Raw genomic sequence first — 25266 nt, forward strand, 5'->3', positions numbered from 1 at the left:
TGCTTGTAGCTGATCGACGATGAATTCATCGATGTCACCTATGTCCAAATCCAAGCATGAGCAACCGAACGACGGTTAACGTGACAACACCGATCAGAGCTGCGCAGCCGCAAATTGGAGACCCAAACGACCGAAACCAAGATTGCTGTCAATGCTCTCAACCGCATGACCCATCTCGGTCGTGCGGCCTATGAACGTGTCGCATAGCGAACCGGGGAAAGGGGAAAATGCGGCTCAAGCGCTATTCGTGCAACGCGGTCATGTCGTGGCAAGATGTTTGGGTGATTCAATGAAGTCGAGCGACAGAAGTGGCCGCTGTGCAAGAGAAGTCCGCGGTGCTTCGAAGGCGCTACGTGAAACTGATGAAGGGTGTACATTGTCCGCCGCGCCGTTTGATTTTCCTGGCAACCGCCAACACCGCACAGAATGCCCATTCTGGCCCCAAAAACAAAATATCGTGTAAAAAGTGCCCATTAGGATGGCCCCCAAACTCAAAAGGGGCGCGCGATGAAATCCTACGAAATTGTACTGTCAGAATTACCCGCGGAGATAGTTGTACGAGACCAGGACATTATCGGCGGTTACACGACAGACTTCAGAAAAAAGTACTCTGGTAACAGCCCAGCTTTGCTACGCCCGCGTTCAACGGAAGAGGTGGCCGAGGTCGTCAAGCTCTGCAACATGCACGGTGTTGCCCTGATCCCAGTTGGCGGCAATACAGGCTATTGCGGCGGCAGTACCCCTGACGACAGCGGTCAACAACTTCTGATTAGTCTTCAGCGCATGAACAAAGTGCGCGAGATTGACGCCGACAACCTCTCAATCACGGTCGATGCAGGCTGCATCCTTTCTGAAATTCATGACGCCGCAGAAAATGAGAACCTAATGTTTCCGTTGTCACTCGGCTCACAACAGTCGTGCCAAATTGGCGGAAACATCTCCACAAACGCAGGCGGCGTTTCCGCTGTTCGATATGGAATTGCTCGTGACTTAGTCTTAGGGCTTGAGGCAGTGCTGCCAGACGGTCAGATTCTAGGCAATCTTTCACCGCTGCGAAAAGACAATCGAGGCTTTGCATTGCATCAGCTTCTCATTGGTGCCGAAGGCTCCCTTGGGATAATAACCGCCGCTTCCTTGCGGCTGTTTTTGCCCCCAATCAGCCGAGTAACTGGGTTTTTGGCAATAAGCGGGATCGTTGACCTGATGCCTCTGTTGGCAAAAGCTCAGCAATTCACTGGCGAAGCCGTTACATCATTCGAATACATCTCGGGAGAGTCTCTCGAATTGTTGCTTTCGAAGAAACCGGAACTCCGCCGCCCTATGTCTGGCAGCTCGAAACACTATGTGTTGATCGAAGCCTCGACTTCTTCGCCGGTGCTTTCCCTTGATCATGCCATCGAGGCGTTTTTTGAAGATGGAATGTCTGACGAATTGATTGTCGACGGGGTCATCGCGACAAGCGAACAACAAAGGCAAGACTTTTGGAATCTGCGTGAACACATCCCAGAAGGCGAAGTGTTGAACGGCGGTTCAGTCAAGCACGACATTTCAGTTCGAATTTCGGATATGGCCAGGTTCATAGAACTAGGCGCGGCACTTGTTGAACGGTTTGGACAAGGTGCTCGCCTCTCCGTTTATGGGCACGTCGGGGACGGAAACTTACACTTCAATATTCTTGCGCCGGAAGGAGTCAATCCTTCTGCCTTTCTCGAAGAGATCAATACCGAGATATCTCCGTGCATTTACGATTTGGTTGCAAAGCTCGATGGATCGTTCAGTGCGGAATACGGTCTGGGACAAGACAAGCTGGCACTCGATCATGTGTACGGAGACCCGGTCAAGCGCGATCTCATGAACACGCTCAAAACCACCATTGATCCGAGGGAAATCATGAATCCTGGAAAGGTGATCTCTGCACGCACTGGAAACCAAAAAGAGAGGGTAGCACAATGCTCATAGGCGTTCCAAAATAAATCAAGAATCATGAATGCCGAGTGGGGCTGACACCTGAAAGCGTGTCAGAGCTGGTCGCACGCGGGCACATTTTTTTGCATGTGCCGGTATACCGTACCAACAATTTCGCTGTCGAAGCGAATGTCGGCTAAGCGGGCTGCGGCTGCGGAGTCTTGACCGCGGGGCGAATGTCCGGTTTGGGCCGTCCCCGTGTCAGCTATATGCGGGGTAGGGGGCTTTGCTGCACCGGCACCGAGGTCAGCATCGAGCCCGAAGCGGCCGTCTCAACACATCCATCGCAACGCCATATCAGATCCTTGCCAGATCAACGCGCGCTCTCTCTTCGACCATGACAGAGCCGTCCCGTCGAGCTGCATCGATCGCTTTCATTATCCAGTCGCGTTCATTATCGGAGGCGCCGCCGTTACGCTGATGTTCCGCTCGCCCCAACAGGCGATAGATCTCCGCCTCCCAGTTTCTTTCGTTGGTCTTCCTGACCGAACTTGCCGCTTCACCCAACATCGCAAGGGCTTCGTCCGTTTGACCAGAACGCAGGAACCTTTCTGCGCACAGCGCAAGAAAAAATGGACGCCAGGGATTTCGGGCCGTGGCCGACAGACGATTGATCGCGGATTTAATCAGTTCGGCACCGCCATTTCCAGCCCAACCCTGCATAATATCCGCATATGCAGCCCATAGTCCGCTGTGCTGTTCCTCCGCCAAACGCCTGAGTTTCTGGGCGAACGCGTCGGCCATCAATATGTCGGAGCGCATAGCCGCCGGTATCGCACAGGCGAACATCAAGGCGTAGGCGAGGCTGCTGGCGTGATTGATCGCCCGCGCATGTGCGACGGCCTTCTCTCCGGACCTCTTCGACGCCTCCGCATCGCCACCAAGGGCGGAGATGATGGCCAAGATGGATAGCCCGGCGACCTGCGGATCGTAGCCATATTCCAGTTTGACTTGGCTGTGCTGATCACTCCGATATAGCGCCAGCAATCGGGACGCGTGCTTTTCGGCGTCTGCCAGGCGGCCCAAATAGAGCGAGCACCAAGCGATCACGCGATGGCCCTGAAGCAATCCGGCATCGTCGGCCAGGTCTTCGGCAAGTTTCAATAGCTCGCGGGCAAGTTTCAGAGCCGGGCTGAACTCCGCCCGGGACACGTGGATGAGATATTCGCCATAGAGTATGGGCAGGAGCGCCGCCGGTTCCTCAAGCTTCTGGCTCAGGACGCGCGCCCTTGCGTAGATCTCGGATGTTTCGGTCGAGCTCCACCCTTTGACGACAAGTACGAGCGGCGCGAGCGCCCGTACGATCTCAAGCTCGTTCTCATTACGCTGGCGAGTGGGCGGGACCGCCTCTAACGCGCGAAGGCCATCGTAAAAATGCTCTACAGCCTCGTGGTCAGCCGATCTCTTCTGGGCGTCGCGTCCGGCGAGAAGCCACTGTTGGGCGGCCTCACCGAAACGCTCGGCGCGGAAGAGATGACCAGCAATTGTTTCAACTGGGAAGTATCTGGCGGCAGGTAGACAGGACAGGTGGTCCGCGACCTGACCATGCAGCCGCCTGCGGTCGCGATTCAGCAGGCTGGCGTAGGCCGCGTCCTGCACAAGCGCATGGGTAAAGCTGTATTCCGCGTCCGCCGACGCGCCGTGCCTAACGAAGATGTCCGCACCGACCAATTGCGAAGCTAATTCTTCAAGTTCGACGCTCTCGACGCCGGAAACCTCGGAAAGGATGAAGCCGGGAAAACGTCGGCCGAGAACCGAGCCGACCTGGGCGATTTGTTTTGCCTTTCCAAGTCCGTCCAGGCGAGTGGTCAGGGACCCATGCAATGTTGCCGGTACGGTATTTTCTTCGCCGCCATGTTCCATGTCCTTCGCGGCGCGGCTCAGTTCCTCCAGGAACAGCGGTACGCCTTCAGCCCGATCAATTATGTCCTGTATCTGTTCTGACTTTCCCTGAAGGCCGCGAAACTGCTCATCGACGATGAGCCGGCTCTCCGCACGACCGAGCCGGTTCAGCGACAGCGTGGTTGTATTGTGCTGGGATGCCCAGTCAGCAGCAAACTCCGGCCTGGCGGTGACGACAAATAGTACTGGGGACTCGCTGGAACGGCCTGCTAGTTCATTGATTAGCTCGCGCGAACTGGGATCTGACCAATGAGCATCTTCGACGATGATGCACGCAATCCCGTCGGTAGTTCCTGACCACATCCATTTCAGCAAGACCTCGATGGCGCAGCGCCGCCTCCTTGCGGCGTCCTCTCCGGTCGCCCCTTCGCCGGAGGCCGAAAGGTAGTCCTGCATGCGCTCCGCGGCGTCTGAACCAAGAAGCGAGCCGACAAAATCCAAAAGCTTCGCGAGTCGCGTCGCTGCGTCGTCTCTCATGATAACGCCTGCGGCCCGGTCCAGCGCATCTATGAATGGGTAGAGGGCGCTGCCGCCATGTTGCTCGGAGCATTGGACAACTATCGGCTTGCAGCCACTCTCCATAATATGATCGTGGAGATCGGTCACGATCCGCGATTTCCCGATGCCGGGTTCCCCGCTCAGTACAAATACTTGTCCATCGCCTTGACGCACCCGGTTCCAACGGGAGCGAATGAGGGCGATCTCTTCGGACCGCCCAGCAATTCTCGTGAGTCCGCGGCCTCGCGTCGCTTCGAACCGGCTTCTGGCCTCCGTCCGGCCTAGCGGCCGATGGACCATGATCGGTCTGTCGACCCCCTTGAGCCGACGCTCGCCCAGTGCGTCAGATGATACGAACCCTTCGACCAGACGGCAGACCTCGCCACTAATGAGGATTTCATCCGCCTCGGCCAGCTGTTCCAGCCTTGATGCTATGATCGGCGCTTCTCCTACGACGGACAGTTTCTCCCGCGAGAGCCCGGCACCCATCTCACCAACAATCGCTGGACCCGAATGGATGCCAATACGCGCTCGAAGAACACATCCTGTAGGCGTGTCGATCCGGTGAATGCCTTCCAGCATGTCGAACGCAGCCTCAACAGCCCTGACGGCGTCATCTTCGTAGGCGCGCGGATAGCCAAAATAGGCCATCAATCCGTCGCCAAGATATTTAGCGACATGTCCACCGCGGGCTTCGACGGCTCTGACGCTGGCCTGCTGAAACGCGGCCAGCAGGTCGCGAAACTCCTCGGCGGTTATTTTCTGGGAAAGTTGCGTTGACCCGACCAGATCACAAAAGAGCACCGAGATGCGCCGATACTCCGATGCGCTTTGACCGGACTCTGGCGCTGCCGACTCGGAGGCAAGCGCTCGCAACAGCTTTTTTCGATGCCCCAGTGGCAGGCCAAGATGGCGCAGATCCTCATCATCGAGATCCGCGAGTGTATCGGCGTCGACCGCCTCCTTTTCGAAGACGCCCGTGTATTGGCCGAGGCCAACACTTTCCAGAAACTGTGCGACCGACATCCTAGGGCCTTCTCCATCGTACCTGAGGCACCTTAGCAATATTGCGATTGCATGTCGCGCAACTGTCGGCGTGCTCACCTCCGCTTCGTCCGCGATCTGTGAGTTCGAACCAGACCTGATTTCGCGGCTGCAGCGAATGGCGGCAAATCGGGCGCGACGGCAGCACAGGAGTACCGTGCCAGATGTCGGCTCTGGGCCGATGGCTATGTAGTGGCAGGCGGGGCAGGGGCAATGCTGCACAGGCTCTGATGGCCGCTTCGAGCCCGTTTTGACCGATGCTGCATTACACAGGAAAGACCGCTTCCCGCAGATGCAAAACATGTTATAAATGATGTGCTCAGCAATAAAGGCATTGCGCGCTGCTGTTGGGATGAACGGAGCCCTCCGTTTGTGACCCGGCAAAGTGTCAGCTGACCGCGCAAACCACAGCTCCATAACTTCAAACAGGCGGCACGCCGTCTTGGCCAAAAAAGGGGAGCCAATTGCTGAAAAATGATCAACTCGAACAATGGGACCGTGAAGCTTTCTTTCATCCGTCCACACATCTGGCACAACACGCACGGGGTGAAAGTCCCGGTCGCGTCATAAAGACTGCCTCTGGTGTTCATATCGAAGACCGAGATGGTCAACGACTACTCGATGCTTTTGCCGGGCTTTACTGCGTTAATGTCGGCTACGGCCGCAGCGAGATCGCCGAAGCGATTGCCGATCAGGCACATGAATTGGCCTACTACCATTCCTATGTTGGCCACGGGACGGAAGCCTCAATCACGCTGGCAAAAATGATCCTTGACCGCGCGCCCACAAGCATGTCCAAGGTCTATTTCGGGCTGGGCGGATCGGACGCCAATGAAACCAACGTGAAGCTGGTTTGGTATTACAACAACATCCTTGGCCGCCCTGAAAAGAAGAAGATCATATCGCGCTGGCGCGGGTATCATGGGTCGGGTCTCGTGACCGGATCTCTGACGGGGCTTGAGCTGTTTCACAAGAATTTTGATCTACCTGTCGAACAGGTGATCCATACAGAAGCGCCATTTTTCTTCCGGCGGGAAGACCAATCACAATCCGAAGAGCAATTCGTCGCCCACTGCGTTGCCGAACTAGAGGCATTGATTGAGCGCGAAGGCGCAGACACGATTGCGGCGTTCATCGGGGAACCGATCCTTGGTACAGGCGGCATCGTTCCCCCGCCCGCAGGTTATTGGGGGGCGATCCAAGCCGTTCTACGCAAGCATGACATTCTTCTCATTGCGGATGAGGTTGTGACCGGTTTTGGCCGTTTGGGCACCATGTTTGGCTCGGACCATTACGGGATCACGCCCGACATTATCACCATCGCCAAGGGGCTGACCTCGGCCTATGCGCCTTTGTCGGGATCGATTGTCGGAGACAAAGTCTGGCAGGTCCTGGAACAAGGTACCGACGAAAACGGCTCCATTGGCCACGGCTGGACCTATTCCGCCCACCCCATCGGCGCTGCAGCTGGCGTGGCAAATCTGAAGCTGATTGATGAACTGGGTTTGGTCGAGAATGCAGGCAAGGTCGGCGCTTATTTGAACCAAGCCATGTCAGACGTGTTGTCCGACCATCCGAATGTGGGAGAGGTGCGTGGCGATGGCTTGCTCTGTGCGGTCGAGTTTGTGAAAGACAAAAACAGTCGGACCTTCTTTGATCCCGCCGACAAGATTGGGCCGCAGCTATCAGCTCAGATGCTAGAGCAAAGCAAGGTCATCGCCCGCGCCATGCCGCAAGGTGACATTCTGGGCTTTGCGCCGCCGTTTTGTCTGACCACCGCAGAAGCAGACGAGATCGTTGCCGCCACGGCGAAAGCGGTCGGCGCAGTTTTAGGTTAATCGTTACCGCCCGGAACCGGACATTCATTTCTTCGATTTGAATATCCGGTTCGTCTGCGATGTATGAGTCCGACAAAGCTCGGAATTTTCGCTTTCAGCGAACGGCGGCTATGCGGGCTGGGACCGCAGCATGTTGATCGGTCGGTGAATGGTAGGTTTGGGCCGCTAATCAAGTCTCACGGTGTGTAGTAGTGTGCTCCGAGGGCATGATCGGGTTTGAATTCGACGATGGAAAAAGTATTAGGATTTGGAGGATTTTTCTTTCGGGCAGAAGACCCTGCCACCTTGGCCGTTTGGTATCGTGACAATTTGGGAATTGATCTCGTTCCCAATGATTATGAAACGCCGTGTTGGACGCAAGAAGCAGGCGAGACAGTGTTTGCCCCGTTCGAAAAAGTAACAGAGTATTTCGGGAATCAGGAAAAGGCATTTATGCTGAATTTTCGTGTTAGTGACATCGATAGAATGATCGCACAGCTCGAATCTAAGGGTGTGGAAGTCCGCCGAGATCCAAATTCACCTTATCCGAATGGCAAATTCGCATGGCTCAATGATCCGGAAGGAAATCCAATAGAGCTCTGGGAGCCAGCTTAGCCTCCAGGGCGAGCAATCATAAAACTTCGCAATGCTCGAATTTTCCGTCTTAGGACCTGGGGTTTGGATTAAGAACAGGGGATTCTTCTCAGCTGCCGCCAGTCCTCGTCAGCTTTTCGATCATCAGTTGCTGTAGAAGAATGATGGTCTTTGCATCCCGAATTTCGCCCTCGGTAATCATCTGCATCGCGTCCATTAGTGGAATGTGCATAACTTCAATGTCCTCTCCTTCGTCGAAAGAACCACCCCCTTGCCCCTTTTTATCAGAGCGTGAATACGTACCTTTGAAGAAAGACAGAAACTCCGTGACTGAGCCTGGGCTCATGTAGACGTCAAACAAGTGGATGAGTTTGTCGATCTGATAACCGGTTTCTTCTTCAAGCTCTTTACGCATTCGCTCATCGGCCTGAGCGCCGCCAAGCAACCCAGCGGGGGTTTCGATCAGCCCATCAATCCCTCCATTGAGGAAAACTGGCAATCGGAACTGACGCGTGAGCAATACTTGATCTGTATCCGGGTTGTGCAACAGGCAAGTCGCCCCGTTGCCGCGATCATAGGCTTCTCGTGTTTGGCGCTGCCATTGGCCATTCTGGCGACGCAATTCAAACTCGTATTTGGTTAGAACGCCCCAATCATTTGCCAGAATTTGCTCTGAAACCGGGCGAAAAATCTGGCTTTCGGGCATTTTCCCGCTCCGATTCGTCATAGGTTCATGCTCAATTCAAATTGGCGGACTGTCGGTACAGCTACGACACTTCCAAGAAACGACTGGAACTCTGTTGATGTGACGTCGATGTTGAGTAGGCGAAGCGTGCCGCCAGCCTGACATGTGTGGAGCAATGAGCTGGCGATCCCTTCGCGTCTTCGGTCTTGGCGAACGCAAATTTGGGCAAGGGTATTGTTTGTTGGCAAAATGACCGCATAGGCCGCCAGACCAAGGTTATCGGATATGGCCCAGCATTGTGCTTCATAAGCTACGGCGCTGACGGACGCGATGTCGTTTTGCCAGGAGGGTTCCAATTCGATCATTGCGGTGGCGTCGCTCTGAATCTCCCTCCAGGGTACCTTTCGCACCATACCAGGAGCATCGGTACTCGGCAGCGGTGGAACGTCATAACACTGCAGAGTCCGGGCAGCTTTCATTCCCAGAGAAGCGTACAACTCATATGCCTTGCTGTTATCGGCCATTACCTCGGTCTGGAAACTTTCCGTGTCTTGTTGTCGAAGGTGCACAAGGCAATCATCCGCCAATCTTCGTGCCAATCTCAACCGTCGGAACGCAGGAACTGTGCCGCTTGCAACCAGATAGCCGCGGCGACCGCGCAAAGACACCAACCAAATGGCAGCGATTTGCCTTTCAACAATCGCAAGCCGCGAGGCTTGGCGATCATATCCCCTCTGCTTCAACATGAATGCAAATGACTGCCGGGTCAGTTGCATTGGGACTGTGTAGTCCGAAAACGCGCTGTTCATTACCAGGCGCAAATCCTCAAGTGAGACGTGTTCAGCCGATACGATCTTTGCGTCCATAAATTGTCCAATTTAATAGGTTGAAACAACCACTCTAACTTAACAACGCTTTCGCACTACCAGGATGATCGTTGAAAGTAACACCTTTCAGGGAGCGCTGGATAATCCATGCCAATGTCCCTTTTCATGTGGCCTGACCAGTGTTGAAACTCGCCTGGGTGAACAGTTTTGTCCCGGTAGGTTGCATTAACCAGAGTCAAAAAGTTTTGAAAATACGTGAGCAGTCTCATATGGTCCCCACATTCATTGAATTGATGGCTGTCATACGTTTGACCGGTTGAATGGGCTTAAAACAAACAAAACAGAGCCAAAGAGCATAAGGAGATTGAATGGCTTCCCGAGGTGATCTTCCGCCACTGGCTGCAATTCGGGTTTTTGAGGAGGCCGCGAGGAGCAAGAACTTCACGGTTGCCGCAGACAAGCTTGGGATGACCCAGGCTGCTGTCAGCTATCAGATCAAGATCCTTGAAGAGCGGGTTGGCGCACCACTCTTCCATCGAGAGGCACGTGGAGTTTCCCTGACAGATATTGGGGCAGGTTTCGCAGAAAAGGCGACCGACGCGCTCAACGTTCTGAGTGACGCATTTGCCGAGGCCAAAGGCGTTTCTCAGGAAACGCTTGCAATCAGCGTCATTCCAACATTTGCCACCAATTTTCTGGCACAGCACTTGGGGGGATTTCAGGTGGAAAATCCCAATATTGCGGTGCGGGTGGAAGTGAGTGAAACCCTGACAGATTTTGTCTCCAGCGGTTTCGACGTCGCCATTCGCGGTGGCAAAGGCAACTGGCGTGGACTTTCGAGCCATTTACTAATCCAAACCCGTTTTACCCCAATGCTGAGCAAGGATCTGGCTGAAAGCATAGGCGGCGTTCATGATCCCAAGGACCTAATGCGTCTTCACATTCTGTCGCCGTCTGATCCCTGGTGGAACCGTTGGCTTGCAGAGGCGGGATTGGAGAGGCCGGAACTGTCAGACGAAATCCGCCAACATTTCGGCCCGCAGGTATTGGAAGCCAACGCCGCCATGTCAGGTCAGGGTGTCGCAATGCTAACACCTGCGTTTTTCAAGGATGAGCTTGCAAGCGGGCGGTTGACCCAACCTTTCGATCTGACTTGTGAAGATGGATCAGGCTATTGGCTTGTCTACCCCGAGAGCCACCGCAATTCGCAGAAGATACGGCGGTTCAGGAAATGGCTGGAAGCAAAGACCAAGGACTGGCGATCCTAGGTGCCAAAAGCCGTTCCGAGATCTAGGGCTGGTCGAGGGGCGGCAACCTGTGCTCGAAGATTGAAGACTTTATGATCGATGTATTGGTCTCGGCCCGGTCGTGGAAGGGCAGAAGGATATCGTCGAGTTCGCTGATCTCTTTCAAAAGTAGCCGTGCGACATAACAATCGTCGCCAGTGACCCTGTCACATGACATAAAGCGAGGCTGCTCCTCGATCATCTTCTCTACAATGTGAAGCTGCCCACTTCTTGGTTTGATCCTGACAAGAGCCTGGATTGTATAGCCAAAACGTTTCAAATCGATCCGGGCACCAAAGCCCGTGACGTATCCGCTTTCCTGAAGGTGGCGCAGGCGTTCTCCGACGGCAGGGCCGGAGAGATCTACGTTCTTTCCAATGTTTGCGAGGCTGGTACGGCCATAAGAATCGAGAAGCTCTACGATTCGGCAGTCTGTTTGGTCCAGTTCTTTCGACATGAAGGAAGTTTAGAGAATCGGACAATGATGTGAAAGAAGATTTTCAATTTGCCCTTCATCAGTGCTGGGACAGAACCCAGTTCCTTCCGATAGTTTGCCGCAAGCAGAATTAAGGAGACAAACATGGATATCCAACGTATAGCGGCATTTAGCCAAGGATCGGAAGGCGGCAATCCGGCAGGTGTTGTGTTGTTGGAAAGTGAAGCCAGTGCCGAGGAAATGGCCCGGGTCGCAGCTGAGGTCGGGTATTCAGAGACTGCGTTTGCCGTCGCGCAGGATGACGGAGGAAAGAATTGGCGCGTTCGTTATTTCTCCCCTGAATCTGAGGTTCCATTTTGTGGCCATGCGACAATTGCATTGGGCGCCGCGCTCGGGCGACATAGTGGGGCCGGCACCTATTCCCTGACCCTGAATGACGCCACGATCACGGTGGATACGGACACGACACCCGACGGCGTGGTGGCCACCCTGTCATCACCACCGACCAAAAGCCGCGCACTGACAGACGCAGAAACGCGCGATATCCTGGCGCTCTTTGATCTGACGGTGGATGACCTTGATCCACGCCTAGCCCCGGCTCATATCCATGGCGGCGCCGATCATGTCGTGCTGCCACTAAAAAGTCGAACCCGATTGGCTTCAATGACATATGATCTCGATAAGGGACGGCAGGTGATGCGCGATCATGATCTGGTCACAGTGATGCTTGTCTTCATAGAGACCGATCAGACATTCGTTGCGCGCAATGCATTCGCTTCGGGGGGTGTTCTGGAAGACCCGGCAACGGGCGCAGCGGCGGCGGCCTTTGCAGGGTATCTGCGTGATAGCAACTGGCCACATGGGGGTGAATTCACGATCCGCCAGGGTGAAGACATGGGAAGTCCTTCACTAATCAAAGTGTCGTTGGATGACGTCAGAGGAAACTCGGTGCGGGTATCCGGTACTGCGCGAGACATAATATGAGCGACCTTCCCGACGCAATTGCAGCCTACATCGAGGCCTACAACCAGATGGATGTGGCTGGTATGATCGCATGCCTTTCTGATGACGTGGTGTTTCGAAACATCGTCGACGCAGATGTAACGATCGAAACGTCAGGGAAACAGGCCTTTTCCGAGTTGGCCGCTGCAGGTGTGCAAGCGTTCAAAACCCGTCAGCAAACGGTAACAAACATGATTTCGGTCGGGACCGTCACCTTGGTCGAGATCGACTACACGGCAGTGGTTTCGGCCGATCTTCCCAACGGGTGGAAAGCAGGGCAGCAGCTGCGATTCCGAGGCGCATCTGCGTTTCGCGTCGAAGACGGTCGGATCGTCAGTGTTACCGATCAGAGCTGAGCGAGCCAAAAAATCCATTGATGTCATGCACTGACGTTTTGTTGGCGCAGATGTTCGTCTTGCCCCAAGTTTTGGTGACAACACTGTGAACACGCAAAGGAACTCAGATGATCAAACGTTTGGCTCCGGCCTCGCTGCGCGTTGTACCGGAACAGTATCAAGGTATCTATGTGCACGGCACCCAGATCACTGCTCCGCGGTCGTTTTTGTTTTTGTCAGGACAAATCGGGGTCTCTCCGGATGGCAAAACTCATACGGGATTCGAGCAGCAATGCCATCAGGCAATGGACAATGTTGAGGCACTTCTCAAAGACGGCGATCTGGACACGTCCAACATTCTGCGCGTTGTTTACTATGTCACCGACGCGGTTTTCCTGCCCGAGCTTTCCAAATTGCGTCAGGCCCGTTGGAACCGAGGGCACCCGCCGGCGGTGACTACGCTGGTCGTTGCTGCCCTCGCAGCACCAGATCTTCTCGTTGAAATCGAAGTTACTGCGGCCCGTTGACCTGGATGACACATGCCGGATCAGATTTGGGCTCTTATACTCTTTGCGCTAATTGCCACCGGCTCTCCCGGCGGGGCAACAGCGCTTGCAACAGCGTCTGGCGCGCGGTTTGGCTATCGGCAAAGCCTGCCTTTGATTTTGGGGATCGCCATTGCACTCGCGCTGCTGGTGGCCGTGTCCGGAACCGGTCTTGCGGCCACGCTGCAATCTACGCCTTTTCTGAGTTCTGCTATCAAAGCAATCGGGTCAGCGTACCTTGTTTGGCTGGCACTGAAAATTGGGTTGGCCGGATCACCTTCGGCCACGCGCTTAAGCGAGGCACAACCCATGAGTTTCCTCGTCGGGGCGGCGCTGTTGCTTGTCAATCCAAAGGCTTGGGCGATGGCGGTGGGAGTCGCTTCATCTTTCTCCAACTTGGTCTCAGATCCCTTTTTGCTTGGCAGCATTCTTGCCGCTGTGTTTCTGGCGTGCGCTTGTGTTTCCCTGTCGCTTTGGGTTTTGGCAGGAGGGTTCATCGCAGATTTATTGCGTACTGACCGTCATTGGCACATCTTCAATGGAGCAATGGCGACACTCCTATTGGTTTCGATCCTACAGCTTTGGATTTAAGGGAAATGAGTTCACAGCTTTATCGGGCCGCACTGTCGTAGGTGGGACTAAAGCCTTATCATAGCCTGAAATATCACTGCGTTTTCAAACGTGATCATGAATTGAATAGATGACGAGGTTTGATCCTTGAGAAATGGGTTCATCTTGCTGACGGGTTGTTCAGGTGGTGGAAAATCCACGCTTCTCGATGCCTTGAGTGAGCGTGGTTTCGCGACTGTATCGGAACCGGGTCGGCGTATCGTAGAGGAAGAAATTGCTGGTGACGGCAAAGCCCTGCCTTGGAGAAACATGAAAGCCTTCGCCATGCGCGCCGTCGAAATCGCTCGATCTGACTTAGAAGCGGCTCGACAACATCAAGGTTCAGTGTTTTTTGACAGGGGGCTCATTGATGCGGCGGTTGCATTAGAATACTCGCGCGGACCATCGCTAGGTGAAACGATTGGAAAAGCCCGTGTTTACTCCGAGCCTGTATTCTTGTTTCCACCTTGGAAAGAGATTTTCGAAAGTGACGCTGAACGCAAACATGATTTTCAAGCTGCGGTAGAAGAGTATCATCGCATAGAATGTGCTTTGAATGACCTTGGTTACGAGGTTTTAGTTTTACCAAAGGTATCCGTGAACGAACGGGTTGAATTCGTGCTGGATGAAAGTGGAATTACTTAGTTCGGATGACTGCTTGGTGCGCGATTTGGTCATCAAAAAGCTCTGAGAATTTCGCGCGAGCGCCAATGTCCGCAATGCGGGCTGCGACCACAGCATGTGACCGGCCGGTGAATGACCTGTTTGGGCCGAGTAACTCACGGAAGAAAGGGTAGGGACCCATACTGCGGGGCTTCCGAGGTCTGCTAGTTGCCCTTGAGTACTTCACCAATCAAATGGTTCATAACCTCCTTGTAGACCTCCGGATCGCCCCCATAGGCGATCTCAAGAGCGGCGCGATCAAACGCGGCCGACAACAAATTAGTCAAAGCATCGATCTGTTTTGGTGAATGCTTAGGAAGAGCCCGCGAAAGCCCTTCACGAAGTTCCTCTGTTCCATTGGCCCGGGTCAACGCGACAGCGGTGCTGTGCCCTAATACCGCTGGGGCCTCTTCCATCAGGAGGCGCACCCGACCTGGAACCAACATCGCATCAAAAAAGGCATTCGATCCTGTCACCATGGCCTGTTCGGGATCGGCCACATTGCGCGTTTCCTGGTCAATATGGTGTGAGATTGCTTTGGCCTCCTCTTCTGCGACGGCGCGGAAAAGGTCAGCCTTGTCCTTGAAATGATGATACAGCGCGCCGCGGGTGACGCTGGCTTTACGTACGATGTCTGGGGTTGCAGTGTCGGCAAATCCCGAATCCACAAACAATTTGCGGGCAGCCTCTACGAGTTTGGCACGCGTTTCGGCGCGTCGGTCTGCCTGGCTGCGTCGGGCGGGTTTTTCTGGGGGCAAATTTAACGGCTCCGAATATCACTACAAGCACCTTACATACATCTTGCATGTATTTGCAAATCTATGATACATACAAAGTGCATGTAAGTTAGGGAGATCAAAAATGCGTGTCACTCAATATTATCCGGTCATTCAGTCTGAGACGGTTTCTGAGACGGCAGAGTTCTATAAACGTCACTTTGGCTTCCGCGCAGCGTTCGAGGCGGATTGGTATGTGCATCTACAAAGTGAAGCGGATCCGTCGGTCAATCTCGCGATCGTCCAGTCGGACCACGAGACGATCCCGGAGATTTCCCGCGGTGCGTCTACGGGCATGATCCTCAATTTTGAAGTCGAGGATGTCGACAAAGTGGATGAACGACTTCGGTCGGAAGGAGTTCCGGTGGCAAAGTCACTTGTGAGCGAGCCGTTTGGCCAACGCCATGCGATATATCGCGATCCAAACGGGGTACTGATTGATGTTATCACTCAGATCCCACCCTCAGAGGAATTCCTGTCTCAATATGCAGCCGACGCGGTACCGTCGTAATTCAGGGTGCCGGATGGCCAGGTTGGTTCGAAGCAGTTGGAACGATTTGCCCGCGTGTAAAGCGACCAATTCTGGACAGATCAGTGGCCTTTGCCGAGTTGGCCACCTTTGGTACTGGGGCGGCCTTATTATCTGTGCCCATGTTCGAACGCTACACCGAACACGGCCGCCTGATACAACCCTTCAGTGAAGCCGTTAACGCTGGTAAATATTGCTTCGCCTAGCCTTCGGATCGCCCCGCAACGGATGCTATGGGTAAATTTGCAGAATGGCTGACCGCCAACGGAGCCACTGAATTAAGTGATTTCACGGACCAGAACCGCGCAAATTGATCTGCATCAATATTTGGACCGCAAACGAGAGTTATGGCGAACGGAAGCAGTTTGGATGAAGTCGCGGTGACAAAAGAAAAAGTTGGCCGAGTTGTCTGGCACGATCTTTTCACGCCTGATGTGGAAGCTTCCAGGTCATTTTACGAAAGCGTGGCAGGTTGGAGCTATATTGTCGAACACGCCACAGATTTCGCATGGGGCGGCGGCCATCGAGATTTTGTCCTCGCCACTCTCGATGGAGAGGCAGGGGCCGGGGTCGTTTCTCAAAATCAGGTGTCCTTTGAAGGCTGGATTCCTTATATTGAGGTCGAAGACGTAGATCAGGCTGCCAAGCTCGCCGCCCATCTCAAAGGATCGGTAGTGAAACCGCCCTTTGAAGTTCCAGGGGTTGGTCAGAACTGCCTCTTGCGTGATCCGCTTGGCGCGTTCTTCGGTATATCTGTTTCGCGTCACGACTATCCTGTCCCCGCTCGTCAGTTTACGCACGAACACTACCTATCTCGCGGCGGCGCATTCCCGGACAACTTCTACCACCAAATGTTCGGATGGAATCTCTCACCTGCTAGAAACGTACCTTCGTCACAGAGACTGATTAGTTTGAATAAGGGCGTGTTGGCGATATGTGCAGCGGAACCTGCAGCTCCCAACAACAACGTTGCGTGGGCGCCGGGTGTTCGCGTCCAATTTCTCGAAAACGCGCTCAGCAAGATCAACTCAGGCTCAGGTTCCGTGCTTGCTCGTCATCAGAAAAATAAAAATACTTTTGAGAAGGGTCTGGTATGCGATGCAACTGGGGCATTGTGCTGTGTCGTCCAGAATTGATGCTCGGTCGCAAGGTTCGCAGTCTATTGTCTATAACGGCATCCTCAAGTGGGTCAAAAATCTCAAATCTGACTTTAGTACAAGTGTAACCCAATTCCACTTTGCCCCGTTAGAGATAATACATTTAGCGCCAGTTTTCACAATCGCAGCGAAGGCAGGAAAGCGCGCTGCTAGCGAAGTGTGCGAGAACCATACTTGAGGTTCGGGTCGGGGCGATTGCACTTGATAGTTGTTAGAATTGTGAGCACGCAACATCCTGATGCGAAACGGCATTGTTTGGCCTTGAAAACAAGGACCGGCTATTCCAGAAATCCGTCGATGGTCGAGGCGACGTCAACGGCGGTTTTCACATCAGACATGCTGGTGTTCTCAAAGGCGCTGCCGCTTTCGACACTTGGCCTGAGCCTCTCATAAATGGATAGGATTTCCTCTTCCAGTTTGGTCGGCTTTTCTTCGGACCAGCTGGCCTTGGTTTTTGCGATATCCGTCGCAAGTTTCATCAGATCAAGGCGCTGAGGCAGAGTTAGCATTGGTTGGTTCCGGGTCTGTTTGCGATGTCAGGACCAGCCTACGCACAGTGGTCGAACGGGCAGAGTGAGTCACCGTTAAATTCCTGACGGCCGGACCTCAGTCCAGCGCCCCGGTTGCGCGCAGCGCCTCAGTCATTTTCTGTGAGATGTCAGATGGCACATGCCAGATCGCGTAGAGCGTCTGGATAAAACGGTCAACATCGGGAATGTTGGTCTTCAGGGCCAACAGGGTTGAATCCAGGTCGGCGTCCGGTTCCGTGTAAGGGATGCACATAAGCTCAAGCACTTCAGAACCATTCCACATGCCACCACCGACTTTGCGCGCCGCTGAACGCGCGCCGCTGTAATCATCTTTCATGAAACAGATCAGGAACGTGCTTGCGTGGTACCAGCCGGGCGGGTTGGGGCTCAGCTCGATCGCGCGGGCGCTCAGTCTCGCGGCCTGTTCAAGATCGCCGCGCAACGCAAAGCAGGCCGCCAGATCGGCCAACATGTCTGGATAATTCGGATTGGCCCGCAATGCTTTAGCGGCCGCTTCTTCAAAGCTTTCGAACTCTCCACGATGAAAATGGGTCAAAAACAACGCGTGCTGGCCGGTTGCGTTCAGCGGATCCAGAGCGACCGACCGCTGTGCGGCCTCCAGCGCGCGATCAAAGGGCGGGGGGGACTTGCGAAAATTGAACCCGCCGCGCAGTTCGTCGCCGTAGACAATCGCGAGCATCCCCCAGGCGCCGGCATATTCGGGATCAATCTCAACGGCGCGCTCCAGCAGGTCGCGGACCTTCTTGTGTTTTTTAACCGTGGGTTCACGCCAGTATTCGGTGGCCAGCAACCTGCACTGATAGGCATCCAGCGTGTGCGTCTGTGCCCTGCGCTGCACTGCACCTGTTCGATGGATCACTCCGTGGGGTTCCGCGATTTCCGTGGCGATCCGGGCGGCGATATCGTCCTGAATTTCAAATAGGCTGTCCGCGCTCAGGTCGCGGTCATAAGTGTCCGCGGAAACCTGTTGGCCGGTTTCCGCGTCAATAAGCTGGGCGGTGACGCGCAGCTTGTTGTCCCAATGTCGCACGCTGCCTTCGACCAGATATTGGACGTCGAGTTCGCTTCCGACCGCGCGCGGATCGCGGCCGCGGCCGCGAAAGCGAAAGGTGACGTGCCGGGACAGCACGCTCACCTCGCGAAACCGGGCGATGGCCGAGATGATTTCCTCGGTAAACCCATCGGCCAGATATTCCTGCGACGGGTCTCCGCTCAAGTTGTCAAAGGGCATCACGGCCACCGCGACCCGTCCGGTTGCCGCCGGGGGCGTTTCGGCATCGGTCCGGCGTTCGGGGTCAAACGCGATCTCAAAAACCGGGGCGTAGGACCCCTTGGGAATATGTATTCGAACCGGGTCCTCGCGCCCTTCCTGAGCGTAATAGAGATCCAGCCGGCTGCGCATTTTATTGGCCTGAACCCGAACGATCGTGTCGATGGTGGGGTCGAAATCCTCGGGCTTGTCGAAAACGTCAATGCCGATTGCATAGCCTTTCAGCGTCTCGGACCGACCCGCTAGCGCTTCGCCGACAATATGCGACAGAAAGCGGTTCAGGCGCGTGGTATCCGCGAAATGCGGACTGACGAGGACGCGCTTCAACTGTTCCTGAATAGCGCTTGGATCGATGGCAGAGCTTACTTCGGCAAGCATGTTTCCCTCCGTCGCTCAACTTTGTCCGATGACGAGCAGCGCCACAAGACAGCGCGACGGTTTAACCGTGACTCACTCGGATGCGGGCCGTGGATCTGCGAGGGTCTGGGCCATGGCGCTCAAAAGAGCCCAGCAAACATATGACCCATGAAAGGACTGAACCATGACAACATTTTCCGAATTCGTACAGAAAGCCAAAGACGACTATACCCGTGTCGAGGACGAGCTGAAATCGTTCGAACAGAAGGTCAAGGACGCGGGCGACGCGACCGACAAGTGGACCCAGGAGCAGGTGACAAAGCTGCAATCCGATCTGCAGGAAGCAAAAGACAAGGTCACTGACCTTGCCGATCGCATCCAGAAAGAAGGCGAAGACGCTGTGACGGACGCGCATGATCAGGCGAAGAACCATTGGGAAGCCTTGCACGCCGCCGTTGCCGCCTATCGCGATCATCTCGACAAGTCGGTCGCCTGACCCTGATCCTGGAGGTCGACATGACTGATTCAGTTAATGAAACCGTGCCGAAACCCGCGCTCATGGAAGAGGTCGCCGGTTGGCAGCCTCGACCGGTCTGGCTGATTGTGCTCGGCGTCGCCATGCTCTGTGTAGGGCTGTGCGCCGTAGCCTTCCCGCTGATGTCCACGCTCGCTGTCGAAGCCTTTGTCGGCGTGGCCCTGCTGGGCGGAGGCATCGTCACAGCGATTCAGGCATTTGCGGAAAAGGCGTGGAAAGGGTTCTTCTTGCTGTTGGCCATCGGTGTTCTGAACGCGCTTGCGGGGCTTGTTCTGTTGCTTGATCCGTTCGGCGGCGTTCTGGCACTGACCCTTGCGCTTGGCGCGGTTTTTCTGGCCGAAGGTGTGTTGCGGATCGTAATTGCCATTCGGTCGCGTCAGGAGCGGCCCATGGCGCTGATGATTGCGTCCGGCGCGATGGCCATCCTGCTTGGCGGCCTGATCCTGACCGGTATCGTCAATGGCTCGTCCCTTGTTCTGCTGGGGGTTCTTGCCGGCCTGAACCTGATTTTCGCCGGTGTGTCCCTGATGTCTTTGGGGCTGTCGCAGCGGTCCTCGGCGCATGGGGGTCCACAAGCTTAAGCGTGTCCTGGCAGACCCGGAATGGCAGGGGCATCTGATGCTCCTGCTTTCCGTTTTCACAGCGCCGCTATTTTCCTTGCCAGGTGCTTGCTGCCCGAGTGTCTTCAAACAGCCAGACCATGCGGTCCAGAAACCACAGCTTCCCACCCATAACCAGCAGCAACCCCAGAAGCGTCGGCCAGAATTGAAGCTGCCAAAGCCCCCAGACCAAGGGGCCGATTCCGACCGCGCTGACTGCGGCCAGAATAAGAGTCATCCGGCGGTGCCTTGCAGGGATCGGCGATTTCGCGCGCGCAAGCCAGATCCGCTCCCCAAGTACACCTTTGGACATCCAGTTTTCCGGATTGCCCGTTTTGCGGAAGGCGCGGGGGTTCCACCATGTCCAGAATACAACAACAACGACCGGAACAAGGCACCACCAGCCCAGCCAAACCCGGCTCCAGACGGCCAGAACGAACAGGGGCGGGATGCTCAGGCGGCTCCAGCCGCTCCAAGGGTTGGTGTGCCGGTCCCAGACGTCGTCGGACATCGTCATGAGCTGTTCCAGAATGCTGCGATCGGTCATCGAACCCTCTTCCGAAGCTGGATCGCAATTATGGCCGTTTCTGCCCGTGTCGGCCAGAGCGGCAGGCAACGCGCGCAGCCCTGGCCAAAGGCATCAAAGACCGGAGATATCCACATACACCCGGTAATCCGCGATCCTGTCCTCGCGAAAGTTGAACCGTGCAGCAAAGCGCACGTCGTGCGTGCTTTGGTCCTTGCGCGTATAGTGAACGGTGCCGTCGCAGAACGCAGTATCGCCGCTGGACCAGATGCCGGTGATGGTATGTTGCATACCCTGGATCGTGGCAAAGAACCCTGCGTTCGCGGCTTGCACGGCTGTGCGCCCGTCAATCTGTTCGAAATTGCCAAGCTGGAACTGCACGTCTTCGGTGACATGCTCGACAACGCCTGCTTCGTCCAGCGCGTCAACAGCGGTGTAAAGGGATGCAATCCGGGGCGCGTGGGCCGCTGTGGTGGGGGCAGTGATTTGCATGTTTTGGTTTCCTTTTCTGTTTGAAAGTTATCGGTGGGTCTAAGTCTGGTTGGCCTGTGACCGACGGTGCAGGACCGGCGGGAGTTTCAGGTGACCGTTGGTGACGGCTAGCCCAAGGAACAGGATTGCGAGGGACCCCAGCAGCCCAAGGCCAAGAGGTTCCCGAAAGACAATTGCCCCGATTGCGATGCCGGAAAGCGTGGCAAAATAGCCGACCGGGGCGAACCCAACGCCATCCGTGCGCCGCTGTACTTCGAAGGTCAGCGCATAGCTGAGCGCAGTGATGGATCCGATGCCGAAGATTGCGCCAAGCAGGGCAGGGGGCACCGAGACGTCGCTGATTGTGGTGCCGCGTCCCAGTATTAGGGCGGAAATCAGCAACAGCTGTGACAGAAGCGTTCCGGTCGCCAGCCCCAACGGATCGCCGCCGGGCGGGTAGGCATAGCTGCGAAAGACGTTGCCGCAGGCCAGAAACAAGGGCCCCAAAAGCGACAGGGCAATCCACGCCGGCTCGACTCCCGACAGGTCAAACCCACCCATGGTGGCAAGGCTGACCCCGGCAAGGCCGATCAGAATACCAACCAGGCGGTGCAACGGCAGCATCCTGCGCGCGATCAGTGCCGTTATCGCAAAGGTAAACAGCGGTGACAGCGTGACGAGGGCGGAATAGAACCCAAGGCTCACATGCTCCAGCACCAGAAACCCGATCACAGCGGGGCCGCTGACACCGAAAACTCCGGCGCCGACATAATAGGGAATGTGCCGCGCGTTGAGCGCCACGCGCTTCTGCGACAGCAAACACAACGCCAACAGCGCGATGCTGGCCAGCAAAACCTGCCAGAACAAAGCGGTCAGAGCTGATATTCCTGCCATCGAGACGAATTTGGACAAAGTGAAACTGACCCCCACCAGGACACCGATGGCCAAGATCAGCGCGGATACAGGGGATCTTCTGACAATATCAGGCATCACGCGGCCCCCATTTCCGGCACATCGGTTAAGCGCAGAGAAGCCGGGCCGATCGGGATAATTCCGCTGGGGTTGATGTGCCGATGGCTGAGGAAGTAGTGCTGACGGATATGGGCCATGTCCACAGTGTCAGCCACGCCCGGCAACCGCATGATGTCGGCCAGATAGCGGGACAGGGCAACATAGTCGCTGATGCGTTTGTAGTCGGTCTTGAAGTGGGTCACATAGACCGGGTCAAACCGCAGAATTGTCGGAAACAGCTTCAGGTCAACCTCTGTCAGCACGTCTCCGGCTAGGAACCGGCGTTGGCCAAGCGTTTCTTCAATCGCGTCGAGGCAGGCAAAGAGCGCCGTTACGGCCTCGCCATACGCGATCTGGCTGGTTGCAAACCCGGCGCGATAGACGCCTTCGCGGATCGGTGACTGAATTTGTTCGGCGATCCGGTCGATTTCGTCGCAAAGATGGGACGGGCGAAGATCGGGTCCCGCGGCATCGGGAAACGCCGTCTGAAGCATGCGCATGATCTCGGCCGACTCGGTGCTGACGATCCGGTCCGTCACTTTGTCCAGCAGCACAGGCACGCTGATCGGACCCGTGTAATCCGGCTTGGCGTGCTGATAGACTTCGTAAAGGAAGCGGGTGCGTTCGACACCGCTTTGGTCGTTGAACAGGGTCTGGTCGATGACCCAGCCGTTTTCCGACATGATCGGATCCATCCAGGTGATGCTGAACGCATCGCGCAGGGCCTTCAAAGTCAGAACCAGATCGACGCCGTTACACCAGGGGCAGGCTTTGGACAAGTAGAGGTGATACCGGCCCGCCGTATTCGGGAAAGGGGTGCCCGGCTGCGCGCTGATGTGGCTCCTGAATGGGCTTTGCAGGCGGTGAAAACGGCCGTCCGAGGCCGGCGGTTTATCACGCAGTGTTCCTTTGATGAGCATCTTGGGCATGTCAGCCTCCGGCGTTAACAGGACGTGCCCACAACCTATTTACCTTTTATTTCGATGATAATCGTGTGATACGGAAACTTATAGGCGAGAAAAACTCGCCCAAAGGAACTTAAACATGACTGAAATTGGCGCTATCCCCGTTTTTGTTGCTGTGGCGAACCAAGGCGGGTTCGCAGCCGCCGCCCGGCATCTGGGCCTTACAAAATCAGCGGTCAGCAAGCGGATCGGCGTGCTGGAGGCCCATCTGGGAACGCAGCTCTTTCATCGGTCGACGCGGTCCATTTCCCTTACCGAGGCGGGCGAAATCTATCTGGCCCACGCGGCGCAGGCGCTTGGCGCAGCGCAGGACGCCGAAGACGCAGTTGCGGCGTTGCAGGGGCAACCGGTTGGATTACTAAGGCTCAGTACACCCATGTCCTTTGGACAGCTGCATGTTGCGCCTATGATTGCTGCATTCCTCAGGCAATATCCGGGGATCAGAATTGACCTGACGATGGATGACAAATTTGTCGATCTCGTCGAAGGTGGCATCGACGTGGCCTTACGCGCCGGAACGTTGCCGAACTCGGCCCTGATCGCACGCAAACTCGCCCCGATCCACAGCGTGATTGTCGCTGCGCCGGACTATCTTGCGCAGTCCGGAACGCCAGAATCACCTGAGGATCTTCTGGCGCATTCCTGCCTTCACTACGCCTATTCGCGCGACCCTTCGGAATGGCGCTTAGCCGGGCCCGCGGGTGACATGCGCGTTCAGACATCTGGTGATCTGCGCGTGAACAACAGCGAAGCCCTGTGCACCGTGCTGCTTGACGGTCTTGGTATTGGTCGCCTGCCGACCTTTATTGCCGGAGCCCACTTGACCAGTGGCCGTCTGGTCAGGGTGCTGCCCGAATATCGCCTGCCTGAACAGGCGCTGTACGCAGTCTTCCCTGAACGAAAGCACATGCCAGCGAAAGTTCGCGCGTTTTTGGATTTCGTCGTGGAACGCATCGGGCACGACGCACCCTATTGGGATTTGGATGCAGGTCCGCTTTAGGGACAAGGGCCGATGATACTCTAACATTAAACCTGGACCGACCAAGAACACCCAAAGTGCGGGGCAGTCCGGCAATGTCTTCTTCGGGGAATGCTGTAGTGCAGAGTCGGATATTCTTGAACGGCTGGATTGGGCCGGTTAGTCTTGATAGTTATTTATCCGAGCTGCAGAAGCTGCAGCCGCCAATGGCCTCAAGTTCCAAATGTTCTCGGGTTTTAGCAATTATAAGATTGGTCATTCTGTTTCTGACGACCGAGCCCACAAATTGATATCTTCTTCCGAACTGATTGCATCGATCCTTGCCAACTCTTCATCACTGAAGGCGAGGTTATCGACTACGCCTGCGCAATCTACGATCTGACCCGGCCGGGACGCACCAATAAGCGCGGTCGTTACGCGTCCGCCTCTTAACACCCAGGCCAGGGCCATTTGCGCCAGAGTTTGCCCGCGTGCCTCAGCCATGTCGTTCAGAGCACGCACACTTGCCAGAGATCGCTCGTTGATCATGCCATCAAGTAGCGACTTCCCTTGTGTAGCACGGCTGCCATCCGGAATATCGCGCAGGTACTTTGACGTTAGAATGCCTTGTGCCAGCGGCGTGAACGCAATCGATCCTACCCCAAGATCGTTCAGGGTATCGAGCAAACCGTCCCGCTCCACCCAACGGTTGAGCAGATTGTAAGAAGGCTGGTGAATCAGGCAAGGTGTGCCAAGGTCGTTGAGAATCTTCACCGCCTCGCGTGTGCGTTGGGAGTTGTAGCTCGAGATACCTGCGTAGAGCGCGCGACCCGACCGTACGATATGATCCAACGCGCCCATCGTCTCTTCGAGCGGCGTGTCGGGGTCAAAGCGGTGGGAATAAAAGATGTCGACGTAATCAAGCCCCATGCGCGCGAGTGATTGGTCACAGGACGCGATCATGTACTTGCGCGACCCCCATTCTCCGTAGGGTCCCGGCCACATGTCGTAGCCTGCTTTGGAGGAAATGATCAATTCATCCCTGTAGCCCGCGAAATCAGTTCTTAGGATTTCGCCAAATGCCTCTTCTGCCGATCCGGGTGGTGGACCGTAGTTGTTCGCCAGATCAAAATGAGTGATCCCATGGTCGAATGCGGTCCGACACATTGCTCGCTTGTTTTCGTGCGTCGAGTCCGCACCGAAATTATGCCACAGGCCCAAGCTGACAACAGGAAGCTTCACACCCGACCGCCCACATCGCCGATAAACCATTCGCTCATAGCGGTTCGGCTCCGGGGTGTAAGGAATGGGTTTTGGCTTTGGTGGTCGTTGAGCTTTGGTCATGCGCTTATA

26 protein-coding genes are annotated in these 25266 nt (G+C 55.5%); 14 read left to right on the forward strand and 12 right to left on the reverse strand.

Annotated features, from left to right (window positions below; translation table 11 throughout):
• Positions 1-507 precede the first annotated feature (507 nt).
• On the forward strand, positions 508-1959 hold the full coding sequence (locus ACR1XY_RS21955; RefSeq protein WP_480596525.1) for an FAD-binding oxidoreductase: 1452 nt from the start codon (positions 508-510) through the stop codon (positions 1957-1959).
• Between the two features lie 303 nt (positions 1960-2262).
• Here ACR1XY_RS21955 and ACR1XY_RS21960 read toward each other — a convergent pair whose 3' ends face one another.
• Positions 2263-5391, reverse strand: coding sequence for an adenylate/guanylate cyclase domain-containing protein (locus ACR1XY_RS21960; RefSeq protein ID WP_480596527.1), 3129 nt, complete (start codon positions 5389-5391; stop codon positions 2263-2265).
• 482 nt (positions 5392-5873) lie between these two features.
• Here ACR1XY_RS21960 and ACR1XY_RS21965 point away from each other — a divergent pair, with 482 nt between their 5' ends.
• Entirely contained in the window at positions 5874-7247 is a 1374-nt protein-coding gene (locus ACR1XY_RS21965; protein ID WP_480596529.1) for an aminotransferase, read from the forward strand.
• Between the two features lie 228 nt (positions 7248-7475).
• Complete coding sequence (locus ACR1XY_RS21970) at positions 7476-7841, forward strand: VOC family protein (RefSeq protein ID WP_480506359.1); 366 nt, start codon at positions 7476-7478, stop codon at positions 7839-7841.
• Between the two features lie 88 nt (positions 7842-7929).
• Here ACR1XY_RS21970 and ACR1XY_RS21975 read toward each other — a convergent pair whose 3' ends face one another.
• Positions 7930-8526: an NUDIX domain-containing protein gene (locus tag ACR1XY_RS21975; protein WP_480506360.1), complete on the reverse strand. Its 597-nt coding sequence runs from the start codon at positions 8524-8526 to the stop codon at positions 7930-7932.
• A 17-nt stretch (positions 8527-8543) separates the two neighbouring features.
• The gene (locus tag ACR1XY_RS21980) at positions 8544-9371 is read right to left on the reverse strand and encodes a GNAT family N-acetyltransferase (RefSeq protein WP_480506361.1); all 828 of its coding nucleotides are present in this window, start codon (positions 9369-9371) and stop codon (positions 8544-8546) included.
• A 329-nt stretch (positions 9372-9700) separates the two neighbouring features.
• On the opposite strand from ACR1XY_RS21980, the gene ACR1XY_RS21985 reads away from it, so the two are divergent.
• Positions 9701-10600 carry a LysR substrate-binding domain-containing protein gene (locus ACR1XY_RS21985; protein WP_480506362.1) on the forward strand — a complete coding sequence of 300 codons (900 nt, stop codon included), beginning with the start codon at positions 9701-9703 and terminating at the stop codon, positions 10598-10600.
• Between the two features lie 22 nt (positions 10601-10622).
• Here the strand turns inward: ACR1XY_RS21985 and ACR1XY_RS21990 are convergent, their stop codons facing one another.
• Entirely contained in the window at positions 10623-11075 is a 453-nt protein-coding gene (locus ACR1XY_RS21990; protein WP_480506363.1) for an Lrp/AsnC family transcriptional regulator, read from the reverse strand.
• A 123-nt stretch (positions 11076-11198) separates the two neighbouring features.
• On the opposite strand from ACR1XY_RS21990, the gene ACR1XY_RS21995 reads away from it, so the two are divergent.
• The 5 genes from ACR1XY_RS21995 (at position 11199) to ACR1XY_RS22015 (ending at position 14190) form a co-directional block, all read left to right on the forward strand.
• On the forward strand, positions 11199-12038 hold the full coding sequence (locus tag ACR1XY_RS21995) for a PhzF family phenazine biosynthesis protein (protein ID WP_480506364.1): 840 nt from the start codon (positions 11199-11201) through the stop codon (positions 12036-12038).
• Positions 12035-12412, forward strand: coding sequence for a nuclear transport factor 2 family protein (locus ACR1XY_RS22000; protein ID WP_480506365.1), 378 nt, complete (start codon positions 12035-12037; stop codon positions 12410-12412). The genes ACR1XY_RS21995 and ACR1XY_RS22000 overlap by 4 nt, the downstream gene beginning before the upstream one ends.
• A 107-nt stretch (positions 12413-12519) precedes the next feature.
• On the forward strand, positions 12520-12918 hold the full coding sequence (locus tag ACR1XY_RS22005; protein WP_480537483.1) for a RidA family protein: 399 nt from the start codon (positions 12520-12522) through the stop codon (positions 12916-12918).
• 12 nt (positions 12919-12930) lie between these two features.
• Positions 12931-13527, forward strand: a complete 597-nt coding sequence (locus ACR1XY_RS22010; protein ID WP_480506367.1) for a LysE family translocator — start codon at positions 12931-12933, stop codon at positions 13525-13527.
• A gap of 126 nt (positions 13528-13653) precedes the next feature.
• Positions 13654-14190, forward strand: a complete 537-nt coding sequence (locus tag ACR1XY_RS22015; RefSeq protein WP_480506368.1) for an AAA family ATPase — start codon at positions 13654-13656, stop codon at positions 14188-14190.
• A 182-nt stretch (positions 14191-14372) separates the two neighbouring features.
• Here ACR1XY_RS22015 and ACR1XY_RS22020 read toward each other — a convergent pair whose 3' ends face one another.
• Positions 14373-14966, reverse strand: a complete 594-nt coding sequence (locus ACR1XY_RS22020; protein WP_480596532.1) for a TetR/AcrR family transcriptional regulator — start codon at positions 14964-14966, stop codon at positions 14373-14375.
• 103 nt (positions 14967-15069) lie between these two features.
• Here ACR1XY_RS22020 and ACR1XY_RS22025 point away from each other — a divergent pair, with 103 nt between their 5' ends.
• A complete protein-coding gene (locus tag ACR1XY_RS22025) occupies positions 15070-15495 on the forward strand; it encodes a VOC family protein (protein WP_480596534.1) in 426 nt (141 codons plus the stop codon).
• A 383-nt stretch (positions 15496-15878) separates the two neighbouring features.
• On the forward strand, positions 15879-16649 hold the full coding sequence (locus tag ACR1XY_RS22030) for a VOC family protein (protein ID WP_480596536.1): 771 nt from the start codon (positions 15879-15881) through the stop codon (positions 16647-16649).
• Positions 16650-16948: 299 nt separating this feature from the next.
• Here ACR1XY_RS22030 and ACR1XY_RS22035 read toward each other — a convergent pair whose 3' ends face one another.
• Positions 16949-17179 carry a hypothetical protein gene (locus ACR1XY_RS22035; RefSeq protein ID WP_170565561.1) on the reverse strand — a complete coding sequence of 77 codons (231 nt, stop codon included), beginning with the start codon at positions 17177-17179 and terminating at the stop codon, positions 16949-16951.
• Positions 17180-17276: 97 nt separating this feature from the next.
• Positions 17277-18869 (reverse strand): tetratricopeptide repeat protein, encoded by a 1593-nt coding sequence (locus ACR1XY_RS22040; protein ID WP_170683955.1) that lies wholly within the window; start codon positions 18867-18869, stop codon positions 17277-17279.
• Positions 18870-19032: 163 nt separating this feature from the next.
• Between ACR1XY_RS22040 and ACR1XY_RS22045 the strand changes: the two genes are divergently transcribed.
• Both ACR1XY_RS22045 and ACR1XY_RS22050 read left to right on the forward strand, forming a co-directional pair.
• Positions 19033-19344, forward strand: coding sequence for a hypothetical protein (locus tag ACR1XY_RS22045; protein WP_170451072.1), 312 nt, complete (start codon positions 19033-19035; stop codon positions 19342-19344).
• 20 nt (positions 19345-19364) lie between these two features.
• Entirely contained in the window at positions 19365-19964 is a 600-nt protein-coding gene (locus tag ACR1XY_RS22050; RefSeq protein ID WP_480596538.1) for an HdeD family acid-resistance protein, read from the forward strand.
• Positions 19965-20031: 67 nt separating this feature from the next.
• On the opposite strand, the gene ACR1XY_RS22055 is transcribed toward ACR1XY_RS22050, so the two are convergent.
• The 4 genes from ACR1XY_RS22055 to ACR1XY_RS22070 form a co-directional block, all read right to left on the reverse strand.
• A complete protein-coding gene (locus ACR1XY_RS22055; protein ID WP_170733118.1) occupies positions 20032-20529 on the reverse strand; it encodes a DUF6653 family protein in 498 nt (165 codons plus the stop codon).
• A gap of 93 nt (positions 20530-20622) precedes the next feature.
• Positions 20623-21000: a nuclear transport factor 2 family protein gene (locus ACR1XY_RS22060; protein ID WP_170511100.1), complete on the reverse strand. Its 378-nt coding sequence runs from the start codon at positions 20998-21000 to the stop codon at positions 20623-20625.
• Between the two features lie 39 nt (positions 21001-21039).
• Positions 21040-21969, reverse strand: coding sequence for a DMT family transporter (locus tag ACR1XY_RS22065; RefSeq protein ID WP_480489040.1), 930 nt, complete (start codon positions 21967-21969; stop codon positions 21040-21042).
• Positions 21969-22919: a glutathione S-transferase family protein gene (locus ACR1XY_RS22070; protein ID WP_480596540.1), complete on the reverse strand. Its 951-nt coding sequence runs from the start codon at positions 22917-22919 to the stop codon at positions 21969-21971. Before ACR1XY_RS22070 ends, ACR1XY_RS22065 begins: the two co-directional genes overlap by 1 nt.
• A 115-nt stretch (positions 22920-23034) precedes the next feature.
• Here ACR1XY_RS22070 and ACR1XY_RS22075 point away from each other — a divergent pair, with 115 nt between their 5' ends.
• Positions 23035-23955, forward strand: a complete 921-nt coding sequence (locus ACR1XY_RS22075; protein WP_480596542.1) for a LysR family transcriptional regulator — start codon at positions 23035-23037, stop codon at positions 23953-23955.
• Positions 23956-24189: 234 nt separating this feature from the next.
• On the opposite strand, the gene mgrA is transcribed toward ACR1XY_RS22075, so the two are convergent.
• Positions 24190-25221, reverse strand: coding sequence for an L-glyceraldehyde 3-phosphate reductase (mgrA, locus tag ACR1XY_RS22080; protein ID WP_480489078.1), 1032 nt, complete (start codon positions 25219-25221; stop codon positions 24190-24192).
• Positions 25222-25266: the final 45 nt, after the last annotated feature.

The organism is Ruegeria sp. AD11(2025), from assembly GCF_056542405.1.